22 protein-coding genes are annotated in these 21,076 nt (G+C 66.0%); 8 read left to right on the forward strand and 14 right to left on the reverse strand.

From position 1 onward, the window contains the following. Positions 1 to 32: 32 nt before the first annotated feature. Together AVE30378_RS23680 and tyrS are read right to left on the reverse strand one after the other, a co-directional pair. Positions 33 to 686: a YbhB/YbcL family Raf kinase inhibitor-like protein gene (locus tag AVE30378_RS23680; RefSeq protein ID WP_129244163.1), complete on the reverse strand. Its 654-nt coding sequence runs from the start codon at positions 684 to 686 to the stop codon at positions 33 to 35. 149 nt (positions 687 to 835) lie between these two features. Then, positions 836 to 2,065, reverse strand: coding sequence for a tyrosine--tRNA ligase (tyrS, locus tag AVE30378_RS23685; RefSeq protein ID WP_129244166.1), 1,230 nt, complete (start codon positions 2,063 to 2,065; stop codon positions 836 to 838). Positions 2,066 to 2,324: 259 nt separating this feature from the next. On the opposite strand from tyrS, the gene AVE30378_RS23690 reads away from it, so the two are divergent. After that, positions 2,325 to 3,734: a M23 family metallopeptidase gene (locus AVE30378_RS23690; RefSeq protein WP_129244169.1), complete on the forward strand. Its 1,410-nt coding sequence runs from the start codon at positions 2,325 to 2,327 to the stop codon at positions 3,732 to 3,734. Between the two features lie 83 nt (positions 3,735 to 3,817). After that, positions 3,818 to 4,951: an anhydro-N-acetylmuramic acid kinase gene (locus tag AVE30378_RS23695; protein ID WP_279636207.1), complete on the forward strand. Its 1,134-nt coding sequence runs from the start codon at positions 3,818 to 3,820 to the stop codon at positions 4,949 to 4,951. A 76-nt stretch (positions 4,952 to 5,027) separates the two neighbouring features. Here AVE30378_RS23695 and erpA read toward each other — a convergent pair whose 3' ends face one another. The 12 genes from erpA to pmbA form a co-directional block, all read right to left on the reverse strand. Continuing rightward, a complete protein-coding gene (gene erpA, locus AVE30378_RS23700; RefSeq protein ID WP_006388644.1) occupies positions 5,028 to 5,399 on the reverse strand; it encodes an iron-sulfur cluster insertion protein ErpA in 372 nt (123 codons plus the stop codon). A gap of 86 nt (positions 5,400 to 5,485) precedes the next feature. Then, a complete protein-coding gene (locus AVE30378_RS23705) occupies positions 5,486 to 6,232 on the reverse strand; it encodes a DUF6776 family protein (protein WP_129244172.1) in 747 nt (248 codons plus the stop codon). Between the two features lie 44 nt (positions 6,233 to 6,276). Next, a complete protein-coding gene (gene argC, locus AVE30378_RS23710; RefSeq protein ID WP_129244175.1) occupies positions 6,277 to 7,341 on the reverse strand; it encodes an N-acetyl-gamma-glutamyl-phosphate reductase in 1,065 nt (354 codons plus the stop codon). Between the two features lie 181 nt (positions 7,342 to 7,522). Then, complete coding sequence (gene rpsI / locus AVE30378_RS23715; protein ID WP_006226692.1) at positions 7,523 to 7,915, reverse strand: 30S ribosomal protein S9; 393 nt, start codon at positions 7,913 to 7,915, stop codon at positions 7,523 to 7,525. 9 nt (positions 7,916 to 7,924) lie between these two features. Next, positions 7,925 to 8,353, reverse strand: a complete 429-nt coding sequence (gene rplM / locus AVE30378_RS23720) for a 50S ribosomal protein L13 (RefSeq protein ID WP_043544818.1) — start codon at positions 8,351 to 8,353, stop codon at positions 7,925 to 7,927. Positions 8,354 to 8,643: 290 nt separating this feature from the next. Beyond that, positions 8,644 to 9,354 (reverse strand): ABC transporter ATP-binding protein, encoded by a 711-nt coding sequence (locus AVE30378_RS23725; RefSeq protein ID WP_129244177.1) that lies wholly within the window; start codon positions 9,352 to 9,354, stop codon positions 8,644 to 8,646. Next, positions 9,351 to 10,139 carry an ABC transporter ATP-binding protein gene (locus AVE30378_RS23730; RefSeq protein ID WP_129244180.1) on the reverse strand — a complete coding sequence of 263 codons (789 nt, stop codon included), beginning with the start codon at positions 10,137 to 10,139 and terminating at the stop codon, positions 9,351 to 9,353. Before AVE30378_RS23730 ends, AVE30378_RS23725 begins: the two co-directional genes overlap by 4 nt. Further along, the gene (locus tag AVE30378_RS23735; RefSeq protein WP_129244183.1) at positions 10,132 to 11,007 is read right to left on the reverse strand and encodes a branched-chain amino acid ABC transporter permease; all 876 of its coding nucleotides are present in this window, start codon (positions 11,005 to 11,007) and stop codon (positions 10,132 to 10,134) included. The genes AVE30378_RS23730 and AVE30378_RS23735 overlap by 8 nt, the downstream gene beginning before the upstream one ends. A gap of 3 nt (positions 11,008 to 11,010) precedes the next feature. Continuing rightward, complete coding sequence (locus AVE30378_RS23740) at positions 11,011 to 11,892, reverse strand: branched-chain amino acid ABC transporter permease (RefSeq protein WP_129244186.1); 882 nt, start codon at positions 11,890 to 11,892, stop codon at positions 11,011 to 11,013. A gap of 169 nt (positions 11,893 to 12,061) precedes the next feature. Continuing rightward, on the reverse strand, positions 12,062 to 13,216 hold the full coding sequence (locus AVE30378_RS23745) for an ABC transporter substrate-binding protein (RefSeq protein WP_129244189.1): 1,155 nt from the start codon (positions 13,214 to 13,216) through the stop codon (positions 12,062 to 12,064). A 256-nt stretch (positions 13,217 to 13,472) separates the two neighbouring features. After that, entirely contained in the window at positions 13,473 to 14,570 is a 1,098-nt protein-coding gene (locus tag AVE30378_RS23750; RefSeq protein ID WP_129244192.1) for a TRAP transporter substrate-binding protein, read from the reverse strand. 164 nt (positions 14,571 to 14,734) lie between these two features. Continuing rightward, positions 14,735 to 16,099, reverse strand: a complete 1,365-nt coding sequence (pmbA, locus tag AVE30378_RS23755) for a metalloprotease PmbA (RefSeq protein WP_129244195.1) — start codon at positions 16,097 to 16,099, stop codon at positions 14,735 to 14,737. 58 nt (positions 16,100 to 16,157) lie between these two features. On the opposite strand from pmbA, the gene yjgA reads away from it, so the two are divergent. The 6 genes from yjgA to AVE30378_RS23785 all read left to right on the forward strand — a co-directional run bounded on the left by yjgA (position 16,158) and on the right by AVE30378_RS23785 (position 21,059). Further along, positions 16,158 to 16,709 carry a ribosome biogenesis factor YjgA gene (gene yjgA / locus AVE30378_RS23760; RefSeq protein WP_129244196.1) on the forward strand — a complete coding sequence of 184 codons (552 nt, stop codon included), beginning with the start codon at positions 16,158 to 16,160 and terminating at the stop codon, positions 16,707 to 16,709. Between the two features lie 19 nt (positions 16,710 to 16,728). Next, positions 16,729 to 17,406: an alpha/beta hydrolase gene (locus AVE30378_RS23765; RefSeq protein WP_129244198.1), complete on the forward strand. Its 678-nt coding sequence runs from the start codon at positions 16,729 to 16,731 to the stop codon at positions 17,404 to 17,406. 291 nt (positions 17,407 to 17,697) lie between these two features. After that, entirely contained in the window at positions 17,698 to 18,702 is a 1,005-nt protein-coding gene (locus tag AVE30378_RS23770; RefSeq protein ID WP_165360284.1) for an ABC transporter substrate-binding protein, read from the forward strand. Continuing rightward, entirely contained in the window at positions 18,702 to 19,517 is an 816-nt protein-coding gene (locus AVE30378_RS23775; RefSeq protein ID WP_129244271.1) for an ABC transporter ATP-binding protein, read from the forward strand. Before AVE30378_RS23770 ends, AVE30378_RS23775 begins: the two co-directional genes overlap by 1 nt. A 3-nt stretch (positions 19,518 to 19,520) precedes the next feature. Further along, entirely contained in the window at positions 19,521 to 20,357 is an 837-nt protein-coding gene (locus AVE30378_RS23780; protein ID WP_129244200.1) for an ABC transporter permease, read from the forward strand. A 9-nt stretch (positions 20,358 to 20,366) separates the two neighbouring features. Further along, on the forward strand, positions 20,367 to 21,059 hold the full coding sequence (locus AVE30378_RS23785) for a cysteine hydrolase family protein (protein ID WP_129244202.1): 693 nt from the start codon (positions 20,367 to 20,369) through the stop codon (positions 21,057 to 21,059). Positions 21,060 to 21,076 lie beyond the last annotated feature (17 nt).

A 21,076-nucleotide genomic window follows, 5' to 3' on the forward strand; every position in this document is an offset into this window, starting at 1 on the left:
CATGGCGGCCCCCGATTGGCGGCGCGGCCGCGTCAGGCGGACGTGGCGCCGATCTGCTTGGGCGCGAGCTTCGGGTTGAGCGTATAGGTGCCCGTCAGGGACGCCTTGGCCAGCACATGCTTCTGCAAGGCCCGCAAGGCGTCTTCGCCGGTGAAGGAACCTTGCAGGTTCAGGCTGTGCACGTCCAGGGCGTACAGCGTGAACACGTACCGGTGCACCAGCGAGTCGTTCCAGGGCGGGCACGGGCCGTCGTAGCCGAAATAGTCCCCGCTCATGTCGTGGTCGTTCGCGAACCACGAGGAATAGGAGTTGATGCCCTGGCGGGCGTCCATGGGCGCCAGGGGGCCGCCCTTGCCGCGCGGCGTGATGCCGTTGGAGAAGGCGCCTTCCTCGATCTCGCGCATGTCGGCGGCCAAGTCCACCAGCACCCAATGGAAAAAGTCCACGCGCGGCAGATCGGCCGGCACTTCGCGGCCTTCCTGGTTGACGTCGTCGGGACTGGAGGGCACGTCGGGATCGTGGCAGATGAGGGCAAACGACTGCGTGCCCGCCGGGACGTCGTCCCAGGAAAACTGCGGGTTGAAGTTGTCTGCCAGCGCGACGTGCGATTGCGCATCGATCCTGCCGAACGCGTAGCGCTCGGGAATCGACTCGTGATCGGAAAATGACAAACTCGAAAGTTCCATGTCGTGCTCCTAGATGTGCCGCAAAGGCCCCACTGCCCCTGTCCGTACCCTCAGCGTATCAAAAAAGCCCCCACGCGGCACGCCGCGCGCTTGCTGCCCCCAAAGGGGGCTTTTTTGCCGCCGGGCCGTCCCAGGCAAGAACTCCGCGATCAGGGGTTCAAGTTAACACGCGCGAACTTGCGCTTGCCCACCTGAACGACGTAAGTCCCCGCCGGCAATTGCAACGATTTGTCTTCCACACGGTCCCCGTTTACGCGGACGCCGCCCTGTTCCACGTTGCGTTGCGCTTCCGATCCGGAAGCGACCAGGCCGGCTTCGCGCAGCAGCTTCAGGATGCCCACGGGCGCGCCGCCGATGTTCACTTCGGGGATGTCTTCGGGAATGGCGCCGTCGCGGAAACGGGCCTCGAACGCGGCCAGCGCGTCCTCCGCCGCCTTGGCGGAATGGAAGCGGGTAACGATTTCCTGGGCCAGCATGACCTTGGCGTCGCGCGGATTGCGGCCGCCGTCGATTTCCTGCTTGAGCGCGGCGATGTCTTCCAGCGACCGGAACGACAGCAGCTCGAAGTAGCGCCACATCAGCGTGTCGGAAATCGACATGAGCTTGCCGAACATCGAATCGGGCGACTCCGAAATGCCGATGTAGTTGCCCTTGGACTTGGACATCTTCTCTACGCCGTCCGTCCCGACCAGCAAGGGCATCGTCAGGATGCACTGCGGCTCCTGGCCATATTCTTTTTGCAGCTCGCGGCCGACCAGCAGATTGAACTTCTGATCGGTGCCCCCCAGCTCCAGATCGGACTTCAGCGCCACCGAGTCGTAGCCCTGCATCAGCGGATACAGGAATTCGTGCACCGAGATCGGGATGCCGCTCTTGAAGCGCTTGGTGAAGTCCTCGCGCTCCATCATGCGCGCCACCGTGTAGCGCGACGCCAACTGGATCATGCCGCGCGCGCCCAGCGGGTCGCACCACTCGGAGTTGTAGCGGATCTCGGTGCGGGCGGGATCCAGCACCAGGCTGGCCTGGGCGTAATAGGTCTTGGCGTTGGCCTCGATCTGCTCGCGGGTCAGCGGCGGACGCGTGTTGTTGCGGCCGCTGGGGTCGCCGATGGTGGAGGTGAAATCGCCGATCAGGAAGATGACGTTGTGGCCCATGTCCTGCAACTGGCGCATCTTGTTCAGCACCACCGTGTGGCCCAGGTGGATGTCCGGCGCGGTCGGGTCCAGCCCCAGCTTGATGCGCAGCGGCACGCCGGTGGCGCGGCTCTTGGCCAGCTTGCGGGCGAACTCGGACTCGACCAGGAGTTCGTCGCAACCGCGCTTGGCTATACGCAGATCGGCTTCGACTTCAGGGGTGATAGGGGCTTCTGTGGATGACATGGCAGGGGGACCGACGCGGCTTCAGCCGACAAAAAGGTGTAAAAAGTGACGAAAACTATCGAAAATTCTAGCCGAATCGGCTAGGATACCGCCCTAATCATACGCAATTGCCTGGTATACGCAGTTGCGGTCGCTCTACCATCCGTTGTTCACAAGATGCGCCTCGCGCCAGCCCTTGCCCCCGGAAACCGTGGCGCGCGAGGGCTTGTCCGCATTGCGCACCCTGCGAGCTCCTGCCACCTGAGAGGGTCTCTTCACGATGAATCGTGGCCTCCACGAACTGGCGAGTAGCATCAAGCGCAAAGTTGCTGCCCTGTTTGCGCCCGCAGAACCCAAGCCCCAGCGCTCGGGACTTTTCCGCCGCACTCTTCTCGTCACCGCACTCGGTCTGTTCGCAGGCGCCGCCGCTCTCGGCATGGTGCAGCAACCCGACCGCAGCGAACTCCCCCCTTCGCGCATCATCCGCAGCGTCCTGCCGCTGAGCGCCGAGCAAGTCGAAGTCAGCGCCCCCAGCGCCGCCCCCTATATCAGCGAGACCCGCATCCGGCCCGGTGACACGCTCTCCGCCGTGCTGCAGCGCCTGGAACTCGACGCGCCCAATCTGCAAACCTTCCTGACCCACGACGCCAGCGCCCGCAGCATCTACAAGCTGTACCCGGGCCGCTCCGTGCAGGCCGCGACCGACGAGGAAGGCAAGCTGATCTGGCTGCGCTACATCCATACCCCCGGCAACGAGACCGATGGCCAGGTGGTGACGCGCATGCTGCACGTCGCGCCGTCGGGCGACAGCTACAAGGCCGAGGAAGTCGCCGAAAACACCGAGCGCCAGACCCGCGTCGCCGTGGGCACGATCCGCTCGTCGCTGTTCGGCGCCACCGACGCCGCCGGCATCCCGGATTCGGTCACCATGCAGATGGCCGACATCCTCAGCGCCAAGATCGACTTCCTGCGCGACCTGCGCCAGGGCGACCAGTTCCGCGTGGTCTACGAAGTGCGTTCGCACGACGGGCGCTACGCCGGCGCGGGCCGCGTGCTGGCGCTGGAATTCATCAACGGCGGCAAGACCTACAACGCCGTCTGGTTCAGCCCCGACGAAAAGAGCGGTTCGTACTACGACTTCGACGGCACCAGCCTGCGCGGCGCGTTCCTGCGCACCGCCCTGAAGTTCAGCCGCATCAGCTCCACGTTCGGGATGCGCATGCACCCCATCCACAAGACCTGGACGGGGCACAAGGGCGTGGACTACGCCGCGCCCTCCGGCACGCCGATCCACTCCACCGCCGACGGCACGGTCGAATTCTCCGGCTGGCAGAATGGCTACGGCAACGTGGTCATCGTGAAGCACCACGGCAAGTACTCGACGCTGTACGCCCACCAGAGCCGCATCGCCGAAGGCGTCACCAAGGGCGCGAAGATCTCGCAAGGCCAGTTGCTGGGCTACGTGGGCTCCACCGGCTGGGCGACCGGCCCGCACCTGCACTATGAATTCCGCGTGGACAACCAGCCGATCGACCCGCTGTCGGTGGACCTGCCGGTCGCGCGCAGCCTGGAGCCCGCCGAAGTGCGCGCCTTCAACCAGGCCGTGGCGCCCTACAAGCAGCAGATCCAGCTACTGACCCAGTTCCAGCAGACCCTGCCCGACGCGCTGACGAACGTGGCCAGCCGCTAGGCGGACCACCCGGCAGAACGTCCCCGAAGGCGGCCCCGCAAGATCCACTGCGCGGCCGCTTTTTCTTTTTTCGAGAGGCGCCCGTGACTTCCGCCCTGCCCGTGCAAAGCCAGGATTCCAAGCTCTACATCGGCTTGATGTCGGGCACCAGCGTAGACGGCGTGGACGGCGTGCTGGCGCGGCTGGGCGGCGGCCAGCCGCCGCGGGTGCTCGCCAGCGCCAGCCTCCCCATGCCCGCGGACCTGCGCCAGGAACTGCTGGCGCTGAACCTGTCCGGCGAGGACGAACTGGCCCGCGGCGCGCTGGCCGCCAATGCGCTGGCCCGCCTGTACGCGCAGGCCGTGGCCGCGCTGCTGCGCGACGCCGGCGTGGCGGCGCGGGACGTGGCCGCCATCGGCGCGCACGGCCAGACGGTCAGGCACCGTCCCGACAGCGGCTACACCCTGCAGCTCAATGCGCCCGCCCTGCTGGCGGAATTGTCGAACATCGACGTGGTGGCCGACTTCCGCAGCCGGGACGTGGCCGCGGGCGGCCAGGGCGCCCCCCTGGTGCCGCCCTTTCACGCGGCCGTCTTCGGCGCGCCCCAGGGCCGCGCGGTGCTCAACCTGGGCGGCATCGCGAATGTGACGCTGCTGGAGCCGGGCCAATCCCCGCGGGGCTTCGACACCGGCCCCGCCAACGTCTTCCTGGACGGCTGGTGCCAGCGCCACCTGGGAACGCCCTTCGACGCCGACGGCCGCTGGGCCGCCAGCGGACAGGTGCTGGCGCCGCTGCTGGAACAATTGATCGCCGGCGAGCCGTGGTTCGCCCTGCCGCCGCCCAAATCCACCGGCCGCGACCTCTTCAACATGCAGTGGCTGGATTCCCGGCTGGCCGCGTACGACGGGCCCACGCCGGCTCCGCAGGACGTGCAGGCCACGCTGCAGCGCCTGACGGCCCGGACCGTGGCCAACGCCATCGACGCGGCCGCGGCCGGCACGCGGGAAGTGTTCGTATGCGGCGGCGGCGCGCGCAATCCCGGCCTGATGCGCGAGCTGGCGTACTGCCTGCAGCGCCCCGTGCGCGCCACCGACGCGCTGGGCGTGCCGGCGCAGGAAGTCGAGGCCCTGGCCTTCGCCTGGCTGGCGCAGGCATTCATGGAGCGCCGGCCGGCGGGGCTGCCCGCCGTTACCGGCGCGCGCGGGCCCCGCATCCTGGGCGCGCTCTATCCCGCCTAGGGTCTTTTATCCGCGCCCAATGCAAAAAGCCCTTGGGCACGTGCCGAAGGGCCCTTCTGACTGCCCGGCCGGCGGCTTACACCGAGAACGAGGAGCCGCAGCCGCAGGTGGTGCTGGCGTTCGGATTGCGGATGACGAACTGCGCGCCTTCCAGGTCTTCCTTGTAGTCGATTTCCGCGCCGACCAGGTACTGGAAGCTCATCGGATCGACGAGCAGTTGCACGCCGGCCTTGTCCAGCACGGTGTCGTCTTCGTTCACGACTTCGTCGAAGGTGAAGCCGTACTGGAAGCCCGAACAGCCGCCGCCCTGCACGAAGACGCGCAGCTTGAGTTCAGGATTGCCTTCTTCGGCCAACAGATCCTTCACCTTGGCCGCGGCCGAGTCGGTAAAGACCAGGGGGGCAGGCGGGGCGGCCTGCAGGTCGACGGTTTCGGTCACTGCATTCATGGTTCACTCCTGGCCGGTTCGGCCATATTTCGATGAGCGGCCTCGCCGCTCGTATGGTGTCACTATAGCGCAGGGTTTGCGCAGACTCAAAGTTCCAGCTTGACACTGCGGGAAGCACGGACCGTTTCTCCCTCCAGGACGCTGACGGTCACGCTTTCGGGGACAAATCCCTCGGGCACGGCCAGCATCCCCTGGCTGCGCTGGTACTGGTCGAACTGCAGGGCCAGCGACGCCGCCGCGGTGTTCTCGCCGGTGACGGCCACCGGGCCGGATTCGGCCTTGACCTGCATGGGGGCCAGATCCACCGTCACCGTTTCGCCCTTCAAGGTCCCCGTGGCCTGGAACCGCAGGGCGCCCGCGAACGGCGAACCGCCGTTGCGGCCGCTGCGCATCAGCAGGACCTTGTAGCGCAGGCCGGCTCCGCTGCGGTCGATCTCCACGCCGCGGATGTCCACCGACCCCTCGGGCCCGGGGGGCAGCAGTTGTTCATAGAACGCCAGTTGGTCGCGCACCCTGCCGATCTCGGCCTGGGCGGCGCGCAACTGGGTTTCCAGTTCCTGGCGCGCCGAACGCTCGATGACGAGTTCGCCGTCGGCGGTATCGAGCTGCCCCTGCGTATAGCGCAGTTGAGTGGCCTGCTGGCGCGCGGCCTCTTCCTGGGCCTCGGCCTGCCGGACGCTGATGACGACCGCGTCCTGCGGCCGGTAAAGCTGGCGGGCATAGAAATAGCCCGCGGAGCCGCCCAGCAGCACCCCGGCCAGCAGGCCCGCGGCCACGCGCGCCAGCCCGCCGGCAAGGCGAGGCTGGAGCGTTGGGAGAGGGTCGGCTGGCATGGAGGGACGGCGGCCCGCGGCCGGCGGCCGCAAGCCCGGATACATCAGGGCAGGATGGCGACCTGGTCCAGGCCCGTGGATTCGGGGATGCCGAACATCAGGTTCATGTTCTGGACGGCCTGGCCGGCGGCGCCCTTGACCAGGTTGTCCTGCACCACCATCACGATCAGTTGGTCGCCATTGCCGGGGCGGCTGAGCGCGATGCGCAGATTGTTCGAAGCGCGCACCGAACGCGTTTCGGGCAGGCTGCCGGCGGGCATCACGTCCACGAACGGCTCATCCGCGTAGCGCTGTTCGAACAGCGCCTGGAAGTCGGTGTCGCGGGCTTCGGGCAGGATGCGCGCGTAGATCGTGGAGAACATGCCGCGGATCATCGGCACCAGGTGGGGCACGAAGGTCAGGCCCACCGTGCCGCCCGCGATCTTCTCGAGCTGGGCGACGATTTCGGGATGGTGGCGGTGGCCCGCGACGCCATACGCCTTGAAATTGTCGGACGCTTCGGAGAACAGCGAACCCACTTCCGCCTTGCGGCCCGCGCCCGACACGCCCGACTTGCAGTCGGCGATCAGGGTCTGGGCGTCGACCAGCTTCTTGCCGCCTTCGAGCAGCGGGGCCAGCCCCAGCAGCACGGTGGTCGGGTAGCAGCCGGGATTGCCGATGACGCGCGCCTTGGAGATGGCTTCGCGGTTCAGCTCCACCAGGCCGTACTGCGATTCGGCCAGGATGTCCGGGCAGGTGTGGGGAATCTTGTACCAGCGTTCAAACGTCGGGATGTCCTGCAGGCGGAAATCCGCGGCCAGGTCGATGACGCGGGTGCCCGCGGCGATCAGTTCCTGCGCCTGGGCCATGGCCACGCCGTGGGGCGTCGCGAAGAACACCACGTCGCAATCGGTCAGCGTGGCCTTTTCCGGCGCGGAGAAGGCGAGCTTCACGCGGCCGCGCAGGTTCGGGTACATGTCGGCCACCGGCAGCCCGTCTTCCTTGCGGGACGTGATGGCGGTCAACTCCACGTTGGGATGCTGCGACAGCAAGCGCAGCAGCTCGACGCCGGTATAACCGGTGCCGCCGACGATACCAACCTTGATGCGGGTGTTCGATGCTTGGGCCATGATGTGTGCTCTTCGTAGAACGAGGATCGATTGTATCGCTCGGGAAATCGGGTGTTGCGGCAGAGCGCCCGAAATGGCACCGCAACCCTTCTTTCCGACCGGAGGGAATACGCGGAGTTCCGCGCGGAAAATAGGCGTGCACGAAAAAAAAGCCCGCCGAAGCGGGCTTTTTTGCAAGACATTAACGCTTGCTGAACTGCTTGCGCCGACGTGCCTTGCGGAAGCCGACCTTCTTGCGTTCGACTTCGCGGGCATCGCGGGTCACGAAGCCGGCTTGCGACAGCGCGGGCTTCAGGGTCGCGTCGTAGTCGATCAGGGCACGCGTGATGCCGTGACGGACTGCGCCGGCCTGGCCGGTTTCGCCGCCGCCGTGCACGTTGACCTTGATGTCGAACGATTCCAGGTGGCCGGTCAGTTCCAGCGGCTGGCGCACGATCATGCGGCCGGTTTCGCGGGCGAAGAACTCGTCGACGGGCTTGCCGTTGACGACGATCTTACCCGTGCCCTTCTTGATGAAAACGCGAGCCACCGAGGTTTTGCGACGGCCGGTTCCGTAATTCCAGTTACCGATCATGGCGTTTCCTTAGATATCCAGCGTCTTGGGCTGCTGGGCGGTGTGCGGGTGCTCGGCACCGGCGTACACCTTCAGTTTCTTGATCATGGCGTAGCCCAGAGGACCCTTGGGCAGCATGCCCTTGACAGCCTTCTGGATGGCACGGCCGGGGAAACGCTCTTGGAGCTTCTCGAAGTTCGTTTCACGGATACCGCCCGGGTACGTCGTGTGGCGGAAGTACTTCTTGTCCTTCGCCTTGCTACCCGTAACGACGATATCGGCAGCGTTGATGATGACGATGTAGTCACCGGTATCAACGTGCGGCGTGAATTCAGGTTTGTGCTTGCCACGCAGACGACGTGCGACTTCGCTGGCCACACGACCGAGGACTTTGCCCTTGGCGTCGATCACAAACCAGTCACGTTGGACTTCATGCGGCTTGGCCACAAAGGTCTTCATGATGGTTCCTAAGAATAAAAATTCCCTGGCTGGACCATCCAGCCAGTGCTTTTCCCCGAACTGGGCCGAAATCCCGGAAAAACCTTGCGGCTTCCGGCAAACCCCGGCTGATATCGGCGTCCCGCCTAAGCGTTATTACCCGCCCGTGCAATAGCCAAAATGAGGGAAAGCCGATGATTCTACCACAGTTGCTCAAAAAGTGGGCAACCCCGTGGTGGCAGAGAACTGGCCGGCAGCGCGCGAGGCGTCCGCCGGCCGATTCGATGCGGGGGACGCATCCCCGCGCCCTGTCAGGCGCCGAGGTAGGCTTCCAGCACGCGGGGATGGCCCAGCAGTTCGCGGCCCGTGCCCGTCAGCGCCATCGCGCCGTTCTCCAGCACGTAGCCGTGCTGGGCGATCTTCAGCGCCTGGCGCACGTTCTGCTCGACCAGGAACAGAGTCAGGCCGTCGGCGTTGATCGCCCGCAGCGACCGGAAGATCTCCTGCACCACGATGGGCGCCAGGCCCATCGACGGTTCATCCAGCAGCAGCAGGCGCGGCTTGGCCATCAGCGCCCGGCCGATGGCCAGCATCTGCTGTTCGCCGCCCGACAGGTTGCCGGCGATGCCGGTGATCCGTTCTTTCAGGCGCGGAAACAGGTTGAACACGTATTCCAGGTCCGAGCCGACGTTCTTGAGGCCGCGGCGGTAGGCGCCCAGCTCCAGGTTTTCGAGCACGGTCATGGTCGTGAGGATGGCCCGACCTTCCGGCACCTGGACGATGCCGCGCGCCACCAGTTGATGGGGCGCCAGGTTGGTGATGTCCTCGCCTTCGAAGACGATCTTGCCGCGCGCCTTGGGCAGGAGCCCCGACAGCGCCAGCAGCGTGGTCGATTTGCCGGCGCCGTTGGCGCCGACCAGGGCGGTGATTTCCTTGGCGTTCAGGTCCAGGTCGATGCCGCGGACGGCCTCGATGTGGCCGTAGTTGACCTCGAGCCCGCGGACTTCCAGCATGGCGCTCATTTGGCGGCCTCCGCTTGTTCGGTGTCTTCGTCGTCCTCGCGGCCCAGATAGGCTTCGATGACCTGTTCGTTGTTGCGGATCTCTTCGGGTCCGCCGCAAGCGATGATCTTGCCGAAGTTCAGCACCGCGATGCGCTCGCACAGGCCCATGACGAAGCGCATGTCGTGCTCGATCATGAGGATGGTGTAGCCGCGGTCGCGGATGGCCAGGATCTCGCGCATCAGTTCGGCGCGTTCGCCGGTGTTCATGCCGGCCACGGGCTCGTCCAGCAGCAGCAGCTTGGGCTCGGTGGCCAGCGCGCGCGCCAGCTCCAGGCGGCGCTGTTCGCCGTAGGACAGGTTGTCGGCCAGGTCGTTGGCCTTGTGGTCCAGGCGCATCCAGGTGAGCAGTTCGTGCGCGCGCTCGCGGGCGCGCTTTTCGTGCTCGCGGTAGCCCGGCAGGCCCAGCAGCAGGCTGGGGAAGCCGTAGTTCATGTGGCGATAGGCGCCCACCACCACGTTCTCCAGCAGCGTCATCTCTTTGAAGAGACGGATGTTCTGGAACGTGCGGGCGATGCCCATGCGCGTGATGCGGTGCGGCCGCTTGCCCAGGACGCTCTGGCCGTTGAACGCGATGGTGCCGCCGCTGGGCGGCAGCAGGCCGGTGATCAGGTTGAACACCGTGGTCTTGCCGGCGCCGTTGGGGCCGATCAGGCCGAAGATGGCGCCTTCGGGCACGGACAGGCTGACGTCATGCAGCACGTGCAGGCCGCCGAAGCTCTTGGAGACGGAAGAAAGCTCAAGCATGGCGCTTGCCTCCCTGGCGTCCTTGGCGCATCCAGCGCTTGAAGCGCGCCGGATCCCAGATGCCTTGCGGCAGGAACAACACAATCACCACCAGAATCACTCCATTCGCGACCAGGCGCAGATCGGCAAAACCGCGCAGCAATTCGGGCAGCACGGTAATGATGAAGCTGCCCAGCACGGGGCCGGCCAGGCCGCCGATGCCGCCCAGGATGGCCATGGTCAGGATTTCCACGCCACGGTCGAAACCGTATTCATTGGGGCCGATGAAGAAGGTCAGGTGCGCGTTCAGGGCGCCGGCCAGGCCGGCGATCATCGCGCCGGCCACGAAGGCCAGCATTTTGTTGGCGCGCACGTCGATGCCCATCAGGCCGGCCGCGGTTTCGTCGCCGCGGATGGCGTCGAACGAGCGTCCGATCTTGGAAGCGCGCACGCGCCACAGCACGAACAGCACGATGACGACCGCCAGCACCACGTGCCACCACTGCGTCAACTGCGGGATGCCGTTGAGGCCCAGCGCGCCGCCGGTGAGGGACTCGGTGTTCAGGATGGTCACGCGGACCACTTCGCCGAAGCCCAGCGTGGCCATCGCGAGGTAGACCCCGGACAGCCGCAAGGTCGGCAAGCCGATCAGCGCGGCCACCAGCGCGGGCGCCGCCATGCCGCCGGCCAGCGCGACCGAGAACGGGGCGTCATAGTTCATGGTGAGCAGCGCGGCGGTGTACGCCCCGATGCCCATGAAGGCGGCATTGGCCATGGCCAGCATGCCGCAAGCCAGGGTCAGCCAGATGGAGAGGGCCAGCAAGGCGTTGGTGCCCAGCGTGAGCACCAGGTTGCCGTAGATGGCCCAGAAGTTTTCGAATCCGCTCATTCTTTAAGCCTTGCGTTGAACCACTTTGCCGAACAGACCTTGCGGGCGCACCAGCAGGATCAGGAACAGCAGGCCGAAAGCCACCGCATCGCGCATGGTGGAGCCGATGTAGGCCACCGACAGCACCTCGGCGAAGCCCAGGAACAGGCCGCCCAGCATGGCGCCGCGGATGTCGCCCATGCCGCCCAGGATGATGACCGCGATGCCCTTGTGCAGCATGGGCTGGCCCATCAGGGGGAACAATGCGTTCGAGTACAGGCCGATCAGCACGCCGGCCACGCCGCCCAGGGCGGCCGCGGCGAACGAGGTGGTGACGAACAGCTTTTCGACGTTGATGCCCAGCAGCCAGGCGGCCTTGGGCGATTCGGCGATGGCGCGCAGGGCGCGGCCGAATTGCGTGCGGCGCATGACGTACATCAGCACGGCCATCAGCGCGAAAGACAGGAAGATGATGCCCAGTTCGATGACGGTCAGGTGCAGGCCGGCGATCTCGATGACTTCCTCGGGCACGGTGCCGTGCGGGAAGCGCAGATTGCTGGCGCCGAAGATGCCCTGCGCGCCGTTGTTCAGGATGATGCCCACGCCGATGGTGGCGATCATGGGGATCAGGTGGGGCGCATTGCGCTTGCGCAGCGGCTTGAGCACCAGGTAGTCGATGATGACCCCGGTAAAGCCGGCAACGAAGAACGCCGCCATCAGCCCGGCCCACAGGGGCAGGCTGAAATGCTGCACGACGAACAGTGCCGCGTAGGCGCCAACCATGAAGACGGCGCCGTGCGCCAGGTTGATCACCCCGAGCACGCCGAAGATCAGCGTGAAGCCCAGCGCGAACAGTGCATACACACAGCCCAGCGACAAGGCGTTGACGAATTGTTGTTCGAACATGATGGGACTTTCCAAAGCTGTGAGGGCCCCATGCAGCGCCCACTGCATGGCCTTGAGCCTCCTTGCGGGGAGGCGCTTTTTCTATGGTGGCGGCCCTGCGATAAAAAGCGCCTTGCGGACGGCGCCGCCGTCCGCAAGGCGCATCCCCCCGCGCGGGGATGCGTAGCGCTTACTTCTCGATGACGTACTTGCCGTCCTTGGTCACGCTGACGATCGGCGCCTGGTCGGCGTCGTAGCCGGCGGGCTTGCCGGCGCGGTCGGTGGCCTGGCGGAACTTGAACGGGCCGGTGGCGCCGGTCCAGGTCACGGAGGGCAGCGCATCGCGCAGGGCTGCGCGATCCTTGGCCAGTTCGCCGGAAAGCTTGACGTTCTTCAGCGCCTGGGCGGCGATGTACATGGCGTCGTACGACTGGGCCGCGAACTGGTCGGGCGCGCCGTTGAACTTCGCCTTGTAGGCATCGATGAACTTGACGTTCTCGGGCGCCTTGTTCTCGATCGACCACGGGCTGCCGATCCACAGATTGTTCGACGCGCCGCCGGGGGCCAGGTCGAAAATCTTGACGGAGTTCATGCCGTTGCCGCCGATGACCGGCACGTTCAGGCCCAGTTGGCGGGCCTGGACCATGATCGGGGCGCCTTCGGCCAGCAGCGCGGACAGCACGATGGCGTCGGGGTTGGTGCCCTTGATCTTGGTCAGTTGGGCCTTGAAGTCCACGTCGCCCTTGGCGAACGTTTCGGTCGTGGTGACCGGGATCTTCTGGTCTTCCAGGGCCTTCTTGAAGTTGTCGTAGCCGCTCTTGGTGAAGACGTCGTCGTTGCCGTAGAGGACGGCCACGTTCTTCAGGCCGGTCTTGGCCTTGACGGTGGAGATGGTGGCCGGCAGCACGTCGGCTTCGGTGACCGAATTGCGGAACACGTAGTTGCCGATGGAGGTGATGCCGTCGGCGGTGTTGGACGTGCCGAAGGCGACCGTCTTGGCGGCCTGGGCGATCGGATCGGCGGCCTGGGCCGAGTTCGACAGCGTGGGGCCGAAGACCATCAGGACGTTGTCCTTGAAGATCAGCTTCTTGAAGACGTTGATCGCTTCTTCTTTCTTGCCTTGTTCGTCCTCGACCACGAGCACGATCTTGTTGCCGTTGATACCGCCGGCGGCGTTGATTTCGTCAGCGGCGAGCTGGAAACCGTTGCGGATCGACACGCCGTACTGGGCGGCGCCGCCGGACAGGGCTTCCGCCACGCCCAGCTTGATGTCGGCTGCGTGGGCAGCCGGGAGGACACCGGCGGCGATCAGCGCGGCCAGCAGCTTCTTGGTCTTGGATTGCATGGTTGGTACCACCTTATAGTCTGTCTCGGAATATTGGTAATCCGGGCTGTTGTAATCCTGCCGGATTGACGTCGGATGCCGCCTAAAGGCGCCATGTTTGCGCGTCAAGACCCGGGATATTACTCCTTTGTATCAGGCCGATACTCGAACGCCATTCAACAAAAGCCTACAAACCGCCCATTTTTTTGTAAAAAATGCGGGGTTACTAGCAAAAACCCTAACGCATGCCGAATGCCATTCAGCACAGGCCCCCGCCCTATATTCTGCCCGATAGCGCGACGCCCAGATACTGGCCGTAAGCGCTTTCGGTCAGGCGGAACCAGGGCATCTCGCTGTCGCGAAAACCCATGTAACTATCGTGCATCGCCTTGAACCTGGGGTCTTTGGCGCCCAAGTCCTCGTACATCTTCTGGGTGGTCTCGAACGCCACGTCCATGATGGAACGGGGAAACGCGCGGATCTGCGCGCCATTGGCCGCCAATTGGGCCAGCGCGCCCGGGTTGCGGGCATCATAGCGGGCAGTGGCCGCGGAATGCGCGGCCTGCACGGCCGATTCCACCACGGCCTGGTAATTCTTGGGCAGGGCGTTCCAGGCTTCGTCGTTGACGTACAGCGATAGCTGCTCGCCGCCGGCCCACCAGCCGGGTGCGTAGTAATACTTAGCTACTTTATTCAGGCCGAGCTTGTCGTCGTCGTAGGCGCCCGCCCCCGCCACGGCCTGCAGGCCGTCTTTCTCGAAGGCCTCGGCCAGTTTCGCCATGTCCGCGTGCTGCGGGACCACGCCCATGCGCGCCAGCACGTCGCCGGCCAGGCCGCCCACGCGCATTTTCAAGTCTTTGAGATCGCCCAGGCGCTTGATTTCCTTGTTGAACCAGCCGCCCATCTGGGCGCCGGTATTGCCCAGCGGAAAGTTGATGATCTTTTCGGGCTTGAAGAGTTCGCGGGTCAGGCGCAGGCCGCCGCCCTCGCTCATCCAGGCGTTCATCTGCCGCGCGTTCAACCCGAAGGGGACGGCGGCGTCGAAGCAGAAGACGGGATTCTTGGAGTAGTAGGCGCGGGAAGAGACGTGGCCGCATTCCACCTTCCGGGTGGACACCGCTTCCATCAGGTCGCCGGCGGCCACGATCTCGCCTTCGGGGAAATGGCGGATATTGAATTTTCCGCCCGTGGCTTCGGAGACGAACTTGCAGAAGCTCTCGCCGGTGCCGATGCGCAGGTCGAGGATGGCGGGAAAGCCGGACGACAGGCGCCAACTGACGGACGGCATGTCCTGGGCGAACGCGGGCGCGCCGACGGCAGCGCCGGTCGCGACGGCGCCCAGCCCGGCGCGCTTCAAGAATGAACGTCGTTGCATCTCTTTGCTCCTTTACAGCGACACCTGGGACATCGAGCGATACCCGCCGGATATTACACGCCGAGACGGGCCCGGAGAGGAAGCCCCGATCCGGTAAGGGATTGCAAAGGCCGGACGGCAAAGGATGCGCGGCGGCGGCCGCAAGAGGCCGCCGCCGGCGGGGGTCAGGTCCCGGCGATGGCCATCGCTTCGATCAGGATCGAGCCGGTGGTCTTGGTGCCGCGCGAAATGGTGTCCGCGCCGACCGCGACGATCTGCTTGAACATGTCGGCCAGATTGCCCGCGATGGTGATTTCCTGCACCGCGTGCTGGATCTTGCCGTTTTCCACCCAGTAGCCGAACGCGCCGCGCGAATAGTCGCCCGTCACGTAGTTGACGCCCTGGCCGATGAGCTCGGTCACGAGGAAACCGGTGCCCATTTTCTTGAGCATGGCCTCGAAGTCGTCGCCGCGGCGGGTCAGCGTGGAGCTGAACACCAGGTTGTGCGAACCGCCGGCGTTGCCCGTGGTCGCCATGCCCAGCTTGCGGGCGGTGTAGGACGACAGGAAATAGCCTTCGAGCACGCCGGCCGACACCACGTTGCGGCGGCGCGTGCGCACGCCTTCGTCGTCGAAGGGCGAACTGCCCATGGCGCCGGGGATGTGCGGGTCTTCGGTCAGGTTGATGTGTTCGGGGAAGATCGGCTTGCCCAGCGCGTCCAGCAGGAAGCTGGCCTTGCGGTACAGGGCGCCGCCGTTGGCGGCCTGGGTCAGGGCGCCCACCAGCCCCAGCGCCAGCGGCGCTTCGAACAGGACGGGGAACTTGCCGGTGCGGATGCGGCGGGCCGACAGGCGCGACAGCGTGCGCTCGGCGGCGTAGCGGCCGATGGCCTCGGGCGAGGCCAGCTTGGCCGGATCGCGTTCGGAGGTGTACCAGTAGTCGCGCTGCATGCCGTTGCCGCGGCCGGCGATGGGCGCCACCGACAGGCTGTGGCGCGAATACGGATAGCCGCCCAGGAAGCCGCGCGTGTTGCCCATCACGAACTGGCCTTCGTAGGTGCCCACGGTGGCGCCGTCGGTGTTGGTGATGCGGGGGTCGACCTCGCGGGCGGCGCGCTCGGCGCGCAGCGCCAGTTCGGCCGCTTCTTCGGTGGACACGCTCCAGGCGTGATGCAGGCGCAGATCGGGGAATTCGGTGGCCAGTTGGTCGGCGTCGGGCAGGCCGGCGGCCGGGTCGGCGGCGGTATGGCGCGCGATATGCCAGGCCGCTTCGACCGTCTGGCGCAGCGCCGCCTCGGAAAAGTCGGAGGTGGAGGCGGAGCCGCGGCTCTGGCCGGCGTAGACCGTCAGGTCCAGCGAGCGGTCGCGGGTCTGCTCCACCGTTTCGATGTCGTTCTTGCGTACGGAGACCGACAGGCCCAGGCTTTCCGAGACTTCCGCCGCGGCGTCGGAGGCGCCGATCTGGCGCGCATAGGCGAGGGTTTGTTCGACGAGTTCGGAAAAACGCGCGTGATTCGCCGCCAGCGGCAAGGATGAGGAGGATTTAACCATTGCAGTCCAATTTGCAGAGACGGTTATCATAGCCAAGTCTGTCATTGCGCAGTTTTCCATGAATTCCCATATCGAAGAAGAATCCGCCGGCGACGGCTACGACGAGAACGGTTACGACCGCCCCAGCAAGTCCCAGGTCAAGCGCGAAATGCACGCCTTGCTGGACCTGGGCAAGCAGTTGATCGAACTGTCGCCCGAACGCCTCAAGCAGTTGCCCCTGGCGGAACGCCTCTACGAGGCGATCCGGGTGGCGCAGCGCACCACCGGGCGCGAAGGCCGCCGGCGCCAGATTCACTTCGTGGGCAAGCTGATGCGGGACGCCCCCGCGGACGAGATCCGCGCGCAGTTGGACGTCTGGGAAAACGGTTCGCGCGAGGAAACCGCCGCCATGCACCGGCTGGAAACGCTGCGCGACCGCCTGCTGGACGACGACGACGCCCTCACCCGGCTGCTCACCAACAATCCCCAGGCGGATGCCCAGCAACTGCGCTCCCTGATCCGCGCCGCCCGCAAGGAGCGGCAGGCCAACGCATCGCTGCTGCAAGGCCAGGAACCGCAAAAGAAGCATTACCGCGCGCTGTTCCAGGCCCTGAAGACCCTCACCCCCTGATTTTCACCGCCCGCCGTCCATGAACGCCACGACCGACCTGCTCGATTGCATCGAGATCGAACCCGCCCCCAACCCCACGCACGCCGTGATCTGGCTGCACGGCCTGGGCGCCGACGGCAACGATTTCGCGCCCATCGTGCCGGAACTGGACCTGCCCGCCGGCCTTGCGGTGCGCTTCGTGTTCCCGAACGCGCCGGTGCAGCGCGTGACGATCAACAACGGCATGGCGATGCGTTCCTGGTACGACATCCTGGTCATGGACCTGGTGCGCGTCGAAGACGGCCAGGGCATCCGCGCCTCGGAAGCCGCGATCCGCAAGCTGGTCGCGCGCGAGAACGCCCGGGGCATCCCGACTTCGAAGATCGTGCTGGCCGGTTTCTCCCAGGGCTGCGCCATGACCCTGCACACCGGCATCCGCCTGCCCGAGAAACTGGCGGGCATGATGGGCCTGTCCGGCTACCTGCCGCTCATGGATACGGCCGAGGCCGAACGCAAGGGCGCCAATCGGGACACGCCGATTTTCCTGGCCCACGGCCAGTACGACCCCGTGGTGCCGCTGGCGCGCGCCCAGGCCTCGCTGGCCGAGCTGCAGCGGCTGGGCTATGACGTGCGCTGGCACACGTACCCGATGCCGCATTCGGTCTGCGCCGAGGAAGTGGCCGACATTTCCACCTTCCTGCGCGGCGTCCTGGCCTGACCCCGGGCCGCGCGTCCTGCGCGGCCCCGCCCCTTGGGGCAAAAACCATTTTGTATACCAACTAGTATTCCAGCCTTGAATTTTCAGGGCTGCGCTTCCGTGCGTCCATAGAGAAAAACGCCGATCTCGAAAGGGCTTGTCGCCTGTTTGTATTGAATATAGTATTCGATCCAAGCCTTACCGGCCCGGGCAAAAGGTGTTCGGGCTTCCCTGTTGTTGCAGTCGACCCATCCCATTGGCCGTGTGTTGCGCCGGGTATCGGCGTGGCATCAAGACGCAGGAGAAAGTCCCGTGAAATCCTTGCCATCGCCCCGACTGGCGGGCGCGGCGCTGCTCGCGCTGCTCGCCCCCCTGGCCGCCCAGGCCGAAGCCCTGAATCCCCCGGTGAAGGTCCGCTACGAAGAGGTGGTGCGCTCCATCCTCTACGTGCCCAAGTACGTGGCCCTGTCGCAGGGCTACTTCAAGGACGCGGGCCTGGACGTGTCGATGAAGACGTCCCAGGGCACCGACAAAGGCATGACCGCGCTGCTCTCGGGCAGCGCCGACATCGTGCTGATCGGCCCCGAGGCCTCCATCTACGTGCAGAACAGCGAGTCCCCGGTCAAGCCCCGGATCTTCGCCGGGCTGACCGCCACCGACGGCTTCTTCCTGCTGGCGCGCAAGCCGGTGGAGAAGTTCGACTGGTCCATGCTCAAGGGCAAGGAGGTCATCGGCTTCCGCCCCGGCTCCAACCCGCTGGTCTTCCTGGAAACGGCGCTGCGCAAGCATGGCGTGGATCCGCAAAAGGACGTGAAGCTGCTGAACAACATCGGCATTCCGGCGCGCGCCGGCGCCTGGATGGCGGGCCAGGGCGAATACGGCATCTTCCTGGAACCCGAGGCCGGCGAACTGGTGCGCAACGGCAAGGGTTATATCGTGGCTTCGGTCGGCCACGAAGTGGGCCAGGTGGACTACACCGTTTTCACGGCCACCGACAAATACATCCGCGACAACCCCAAGGTCATCCAGGCCTGGACCGACGTCGTGGCGCGCGCCGAAAAATACGTCCAGGACACGCCCGCGGCCACCCTGACGCCGCAGATCATGACCTACTTCCCGGGCATGGACCAGGCCGCCGTGACCGAGGCCATCGAGCGCTACAAGAAATACCAGATCTGGAAGCGTTCGCCGCTGGTGACGGCGGAAGCGATGACGCAGTTGCAGGACATGCTGGTCGCCAGCGCGGTCATGAAGGACAGCGCCCGCGCGAAGTACGAGGACGTCGTGGTGGCCGACTTCGCCAGGAAGGCGCAATGATGGGCGCGGTCGTCCACAACCTGAAGCCGGACGCGGCCACGGCGAAAATCGAGCTGCGCGACGTCTGTCTGTCGTACTTCACCCAGGAAGGCGAGACCGAGGCGCTGTCGAACGTGTCGTTCACGCTGGCCGCGGGCGAATTCGTCAGCCTGATCGGACAGAGCGGCTGCGGCAAGAGCACGCTGCTGTCCCTGATCGCCGGCCTGATCCCGCCCACCTCGGGCTCGGTGACGATAGACGGCCAGGCCGTGACCAAGCCCAATCCGCGCATCGGCTACATGCTCCAGCAGGACTACCTGTTCGAATGGCGCAGCATCCTGGACAACGTGATGCTGGGCGCGGAGATCCAGGGCCGGCGCGATGCGCGCAGCGAGGCGCGCGCCGTGCACCTGCTGGAAAAATGCGGGCTGGGCGCCTTCCTGTCGCACACGCCGCGCCAATTGTCGGGCGGCATGCGCCAGCGCGCCGCGCTGGCGCGCACGCTGGTCACCGAGCCGGACGTGATCCTGCTGGACGAGCCCTTTTCCGCGCTGGATTCGCAGACGCGGCTGGCGATCTCCGACGAAGTCGTGGACATCCTGCGCCGCGAGGGCAAGACGGTGGTGCTGGTCACGCACGACATCGGCGAGGCCATCGCCATGACGGACCGCGTGATCGTGCTGTCGCGCCGCCCCGGCCGCCTGAAAAGCCAGTACCGCATCCACTATGGCGACGGCCAGGCCCGGCCGACGCCGTTCCAGGCGCGTTCGCGGCCGGAATTCAATACCTACTTCAAACAGCTCTGGGACGAGCTGGACGTCCACGTGGAGGGTTGACCCATGAACGCGCCCGTCGCCAACACCGTTCCCCTGCGCGCCGTGCGCGCGCCCAGCGAAAAGTACCTGGACTACCTGCGCCGCGACCGCGCGCGCCGCCGGCACATCCGGATGGCGCAGGTCCTGCTGCTGGCGGTCTTCCTGTGCGCCTGGGAGATCCTGCCGCGCATGCACGTCCTCAATCCCCTGCTGACCAGCTATCCCAGCGCCCTGTGGCCCACGTTCATCGAACTGTGGAACCACGGCAGCCTGGGCAAGCACATCATGACCACGCTCTCCGCGACGCTGGTGGGCTTCGCCCTCAGCATGCTGATCGGCATCGCGGTGGCGGCCGCGCTGTGGTGGTCCGACTTCCTGTACAAGGTGCTGGACCCCTTCCTGGTGGTGGCCAACGCCATGCCCAAGATCGCCTTCGTGCCGATCTTCTACCTGTGGCTGGGGTCGGACTACGCGGTGTACGGCATGGCCGTGGCGATCGCGGTGTTCGTGACCATCATGGTGGTCTACGCGGGCTTTCGCGGCATCGACCTGAACAAGATGAAGCTCGCCCACACCTTCGGCGCCAGCCGCTGGCAGGTGCTGACCAAGGTGGTGCTGCCCGGCAGCGTGCCCACGCTCATCGCGGCCGTGAAGATGAACATCGGCCTGGCGCTGGTGGGCGTCATCGTGGGCGAGTTCCAGTCGGCGGATTCCGGCCTGGGCTTTCTCATCATGAACGGCAGCCAGGTGTTCAAGCTGAACATCGTCATGACGGCCATCGCCGCGCTGGCCGTGATTTCCAGCGTGATGTACCTGGTCGTGTATCGCATCGAAGCCGCCGTGGCGCGGCGCTACGGATAAGGAACCGCCATGGAATTCCCCCAATGGGTGAAGGATCGCGTCGTGGCCCGCCAGGGCCGCCTGCATCCCTATGACGAACTGCCCGCCGCGCGCCTGGCCGTGGTGGTGGTGGACATGCAGCAATACTTCACGCTGCCGGGCTACCAGGGCGAATGCGCGCCGGCCCGCGGGATCATCGCCCCCATCAACCGCCTGTGCGACGCGGTGCGGGCCGCCGGCGGCACCATCGTCTGGGTGCAGACCGCCTCCGACAACGCCGATTCGTTCTGGTCGCACCACCATCGCGTGATGCTGACGCCCGAGCGCAGCGCGAAACGCCTGGAGACGCTGCGCCGCGACTCGCCCGGCTTCGCGCTGCACCCGGATCTGCGCGCCCACGATTCGGACCTGCGGGTGGTCAAGCGCTTCTACAGCGCCATGGCGCCCGGCTCATCGGAGCTGGAACCCCTGCTGCGCGGACGCGGCGTGGACACGCTGCTGATCGCCGGCACGGTCACCAACGTGTGCTGCGAATCCACCGCGCGCGACGCGATGATGCGGGACTTCCGCAGCATCATGGTCGACGACGCGCTGGCGGCGGTCACGCCGGCCGAGCACGAGCATGCGCTGCACGGCTGGATCCTGTTCTTCGGCGACGTGCTGTCCGTGGACGAGGCGACGGCGCGGCTCCGGCCCGCCCGGCCGGCCGAAAAAGCCGCCTGAGCGGGCCCGGCCCGCCG

It is taken from the genome of Achromobacter veterisilvae, from assembly GCF_900496975.1.
Lineage (GTDB): Bacteria > Pseudomonadota > Gammaproteobacteria > Burkholderiales > Burkholderiaceae_B > Achromobacter > Achromobacter veterisilvae.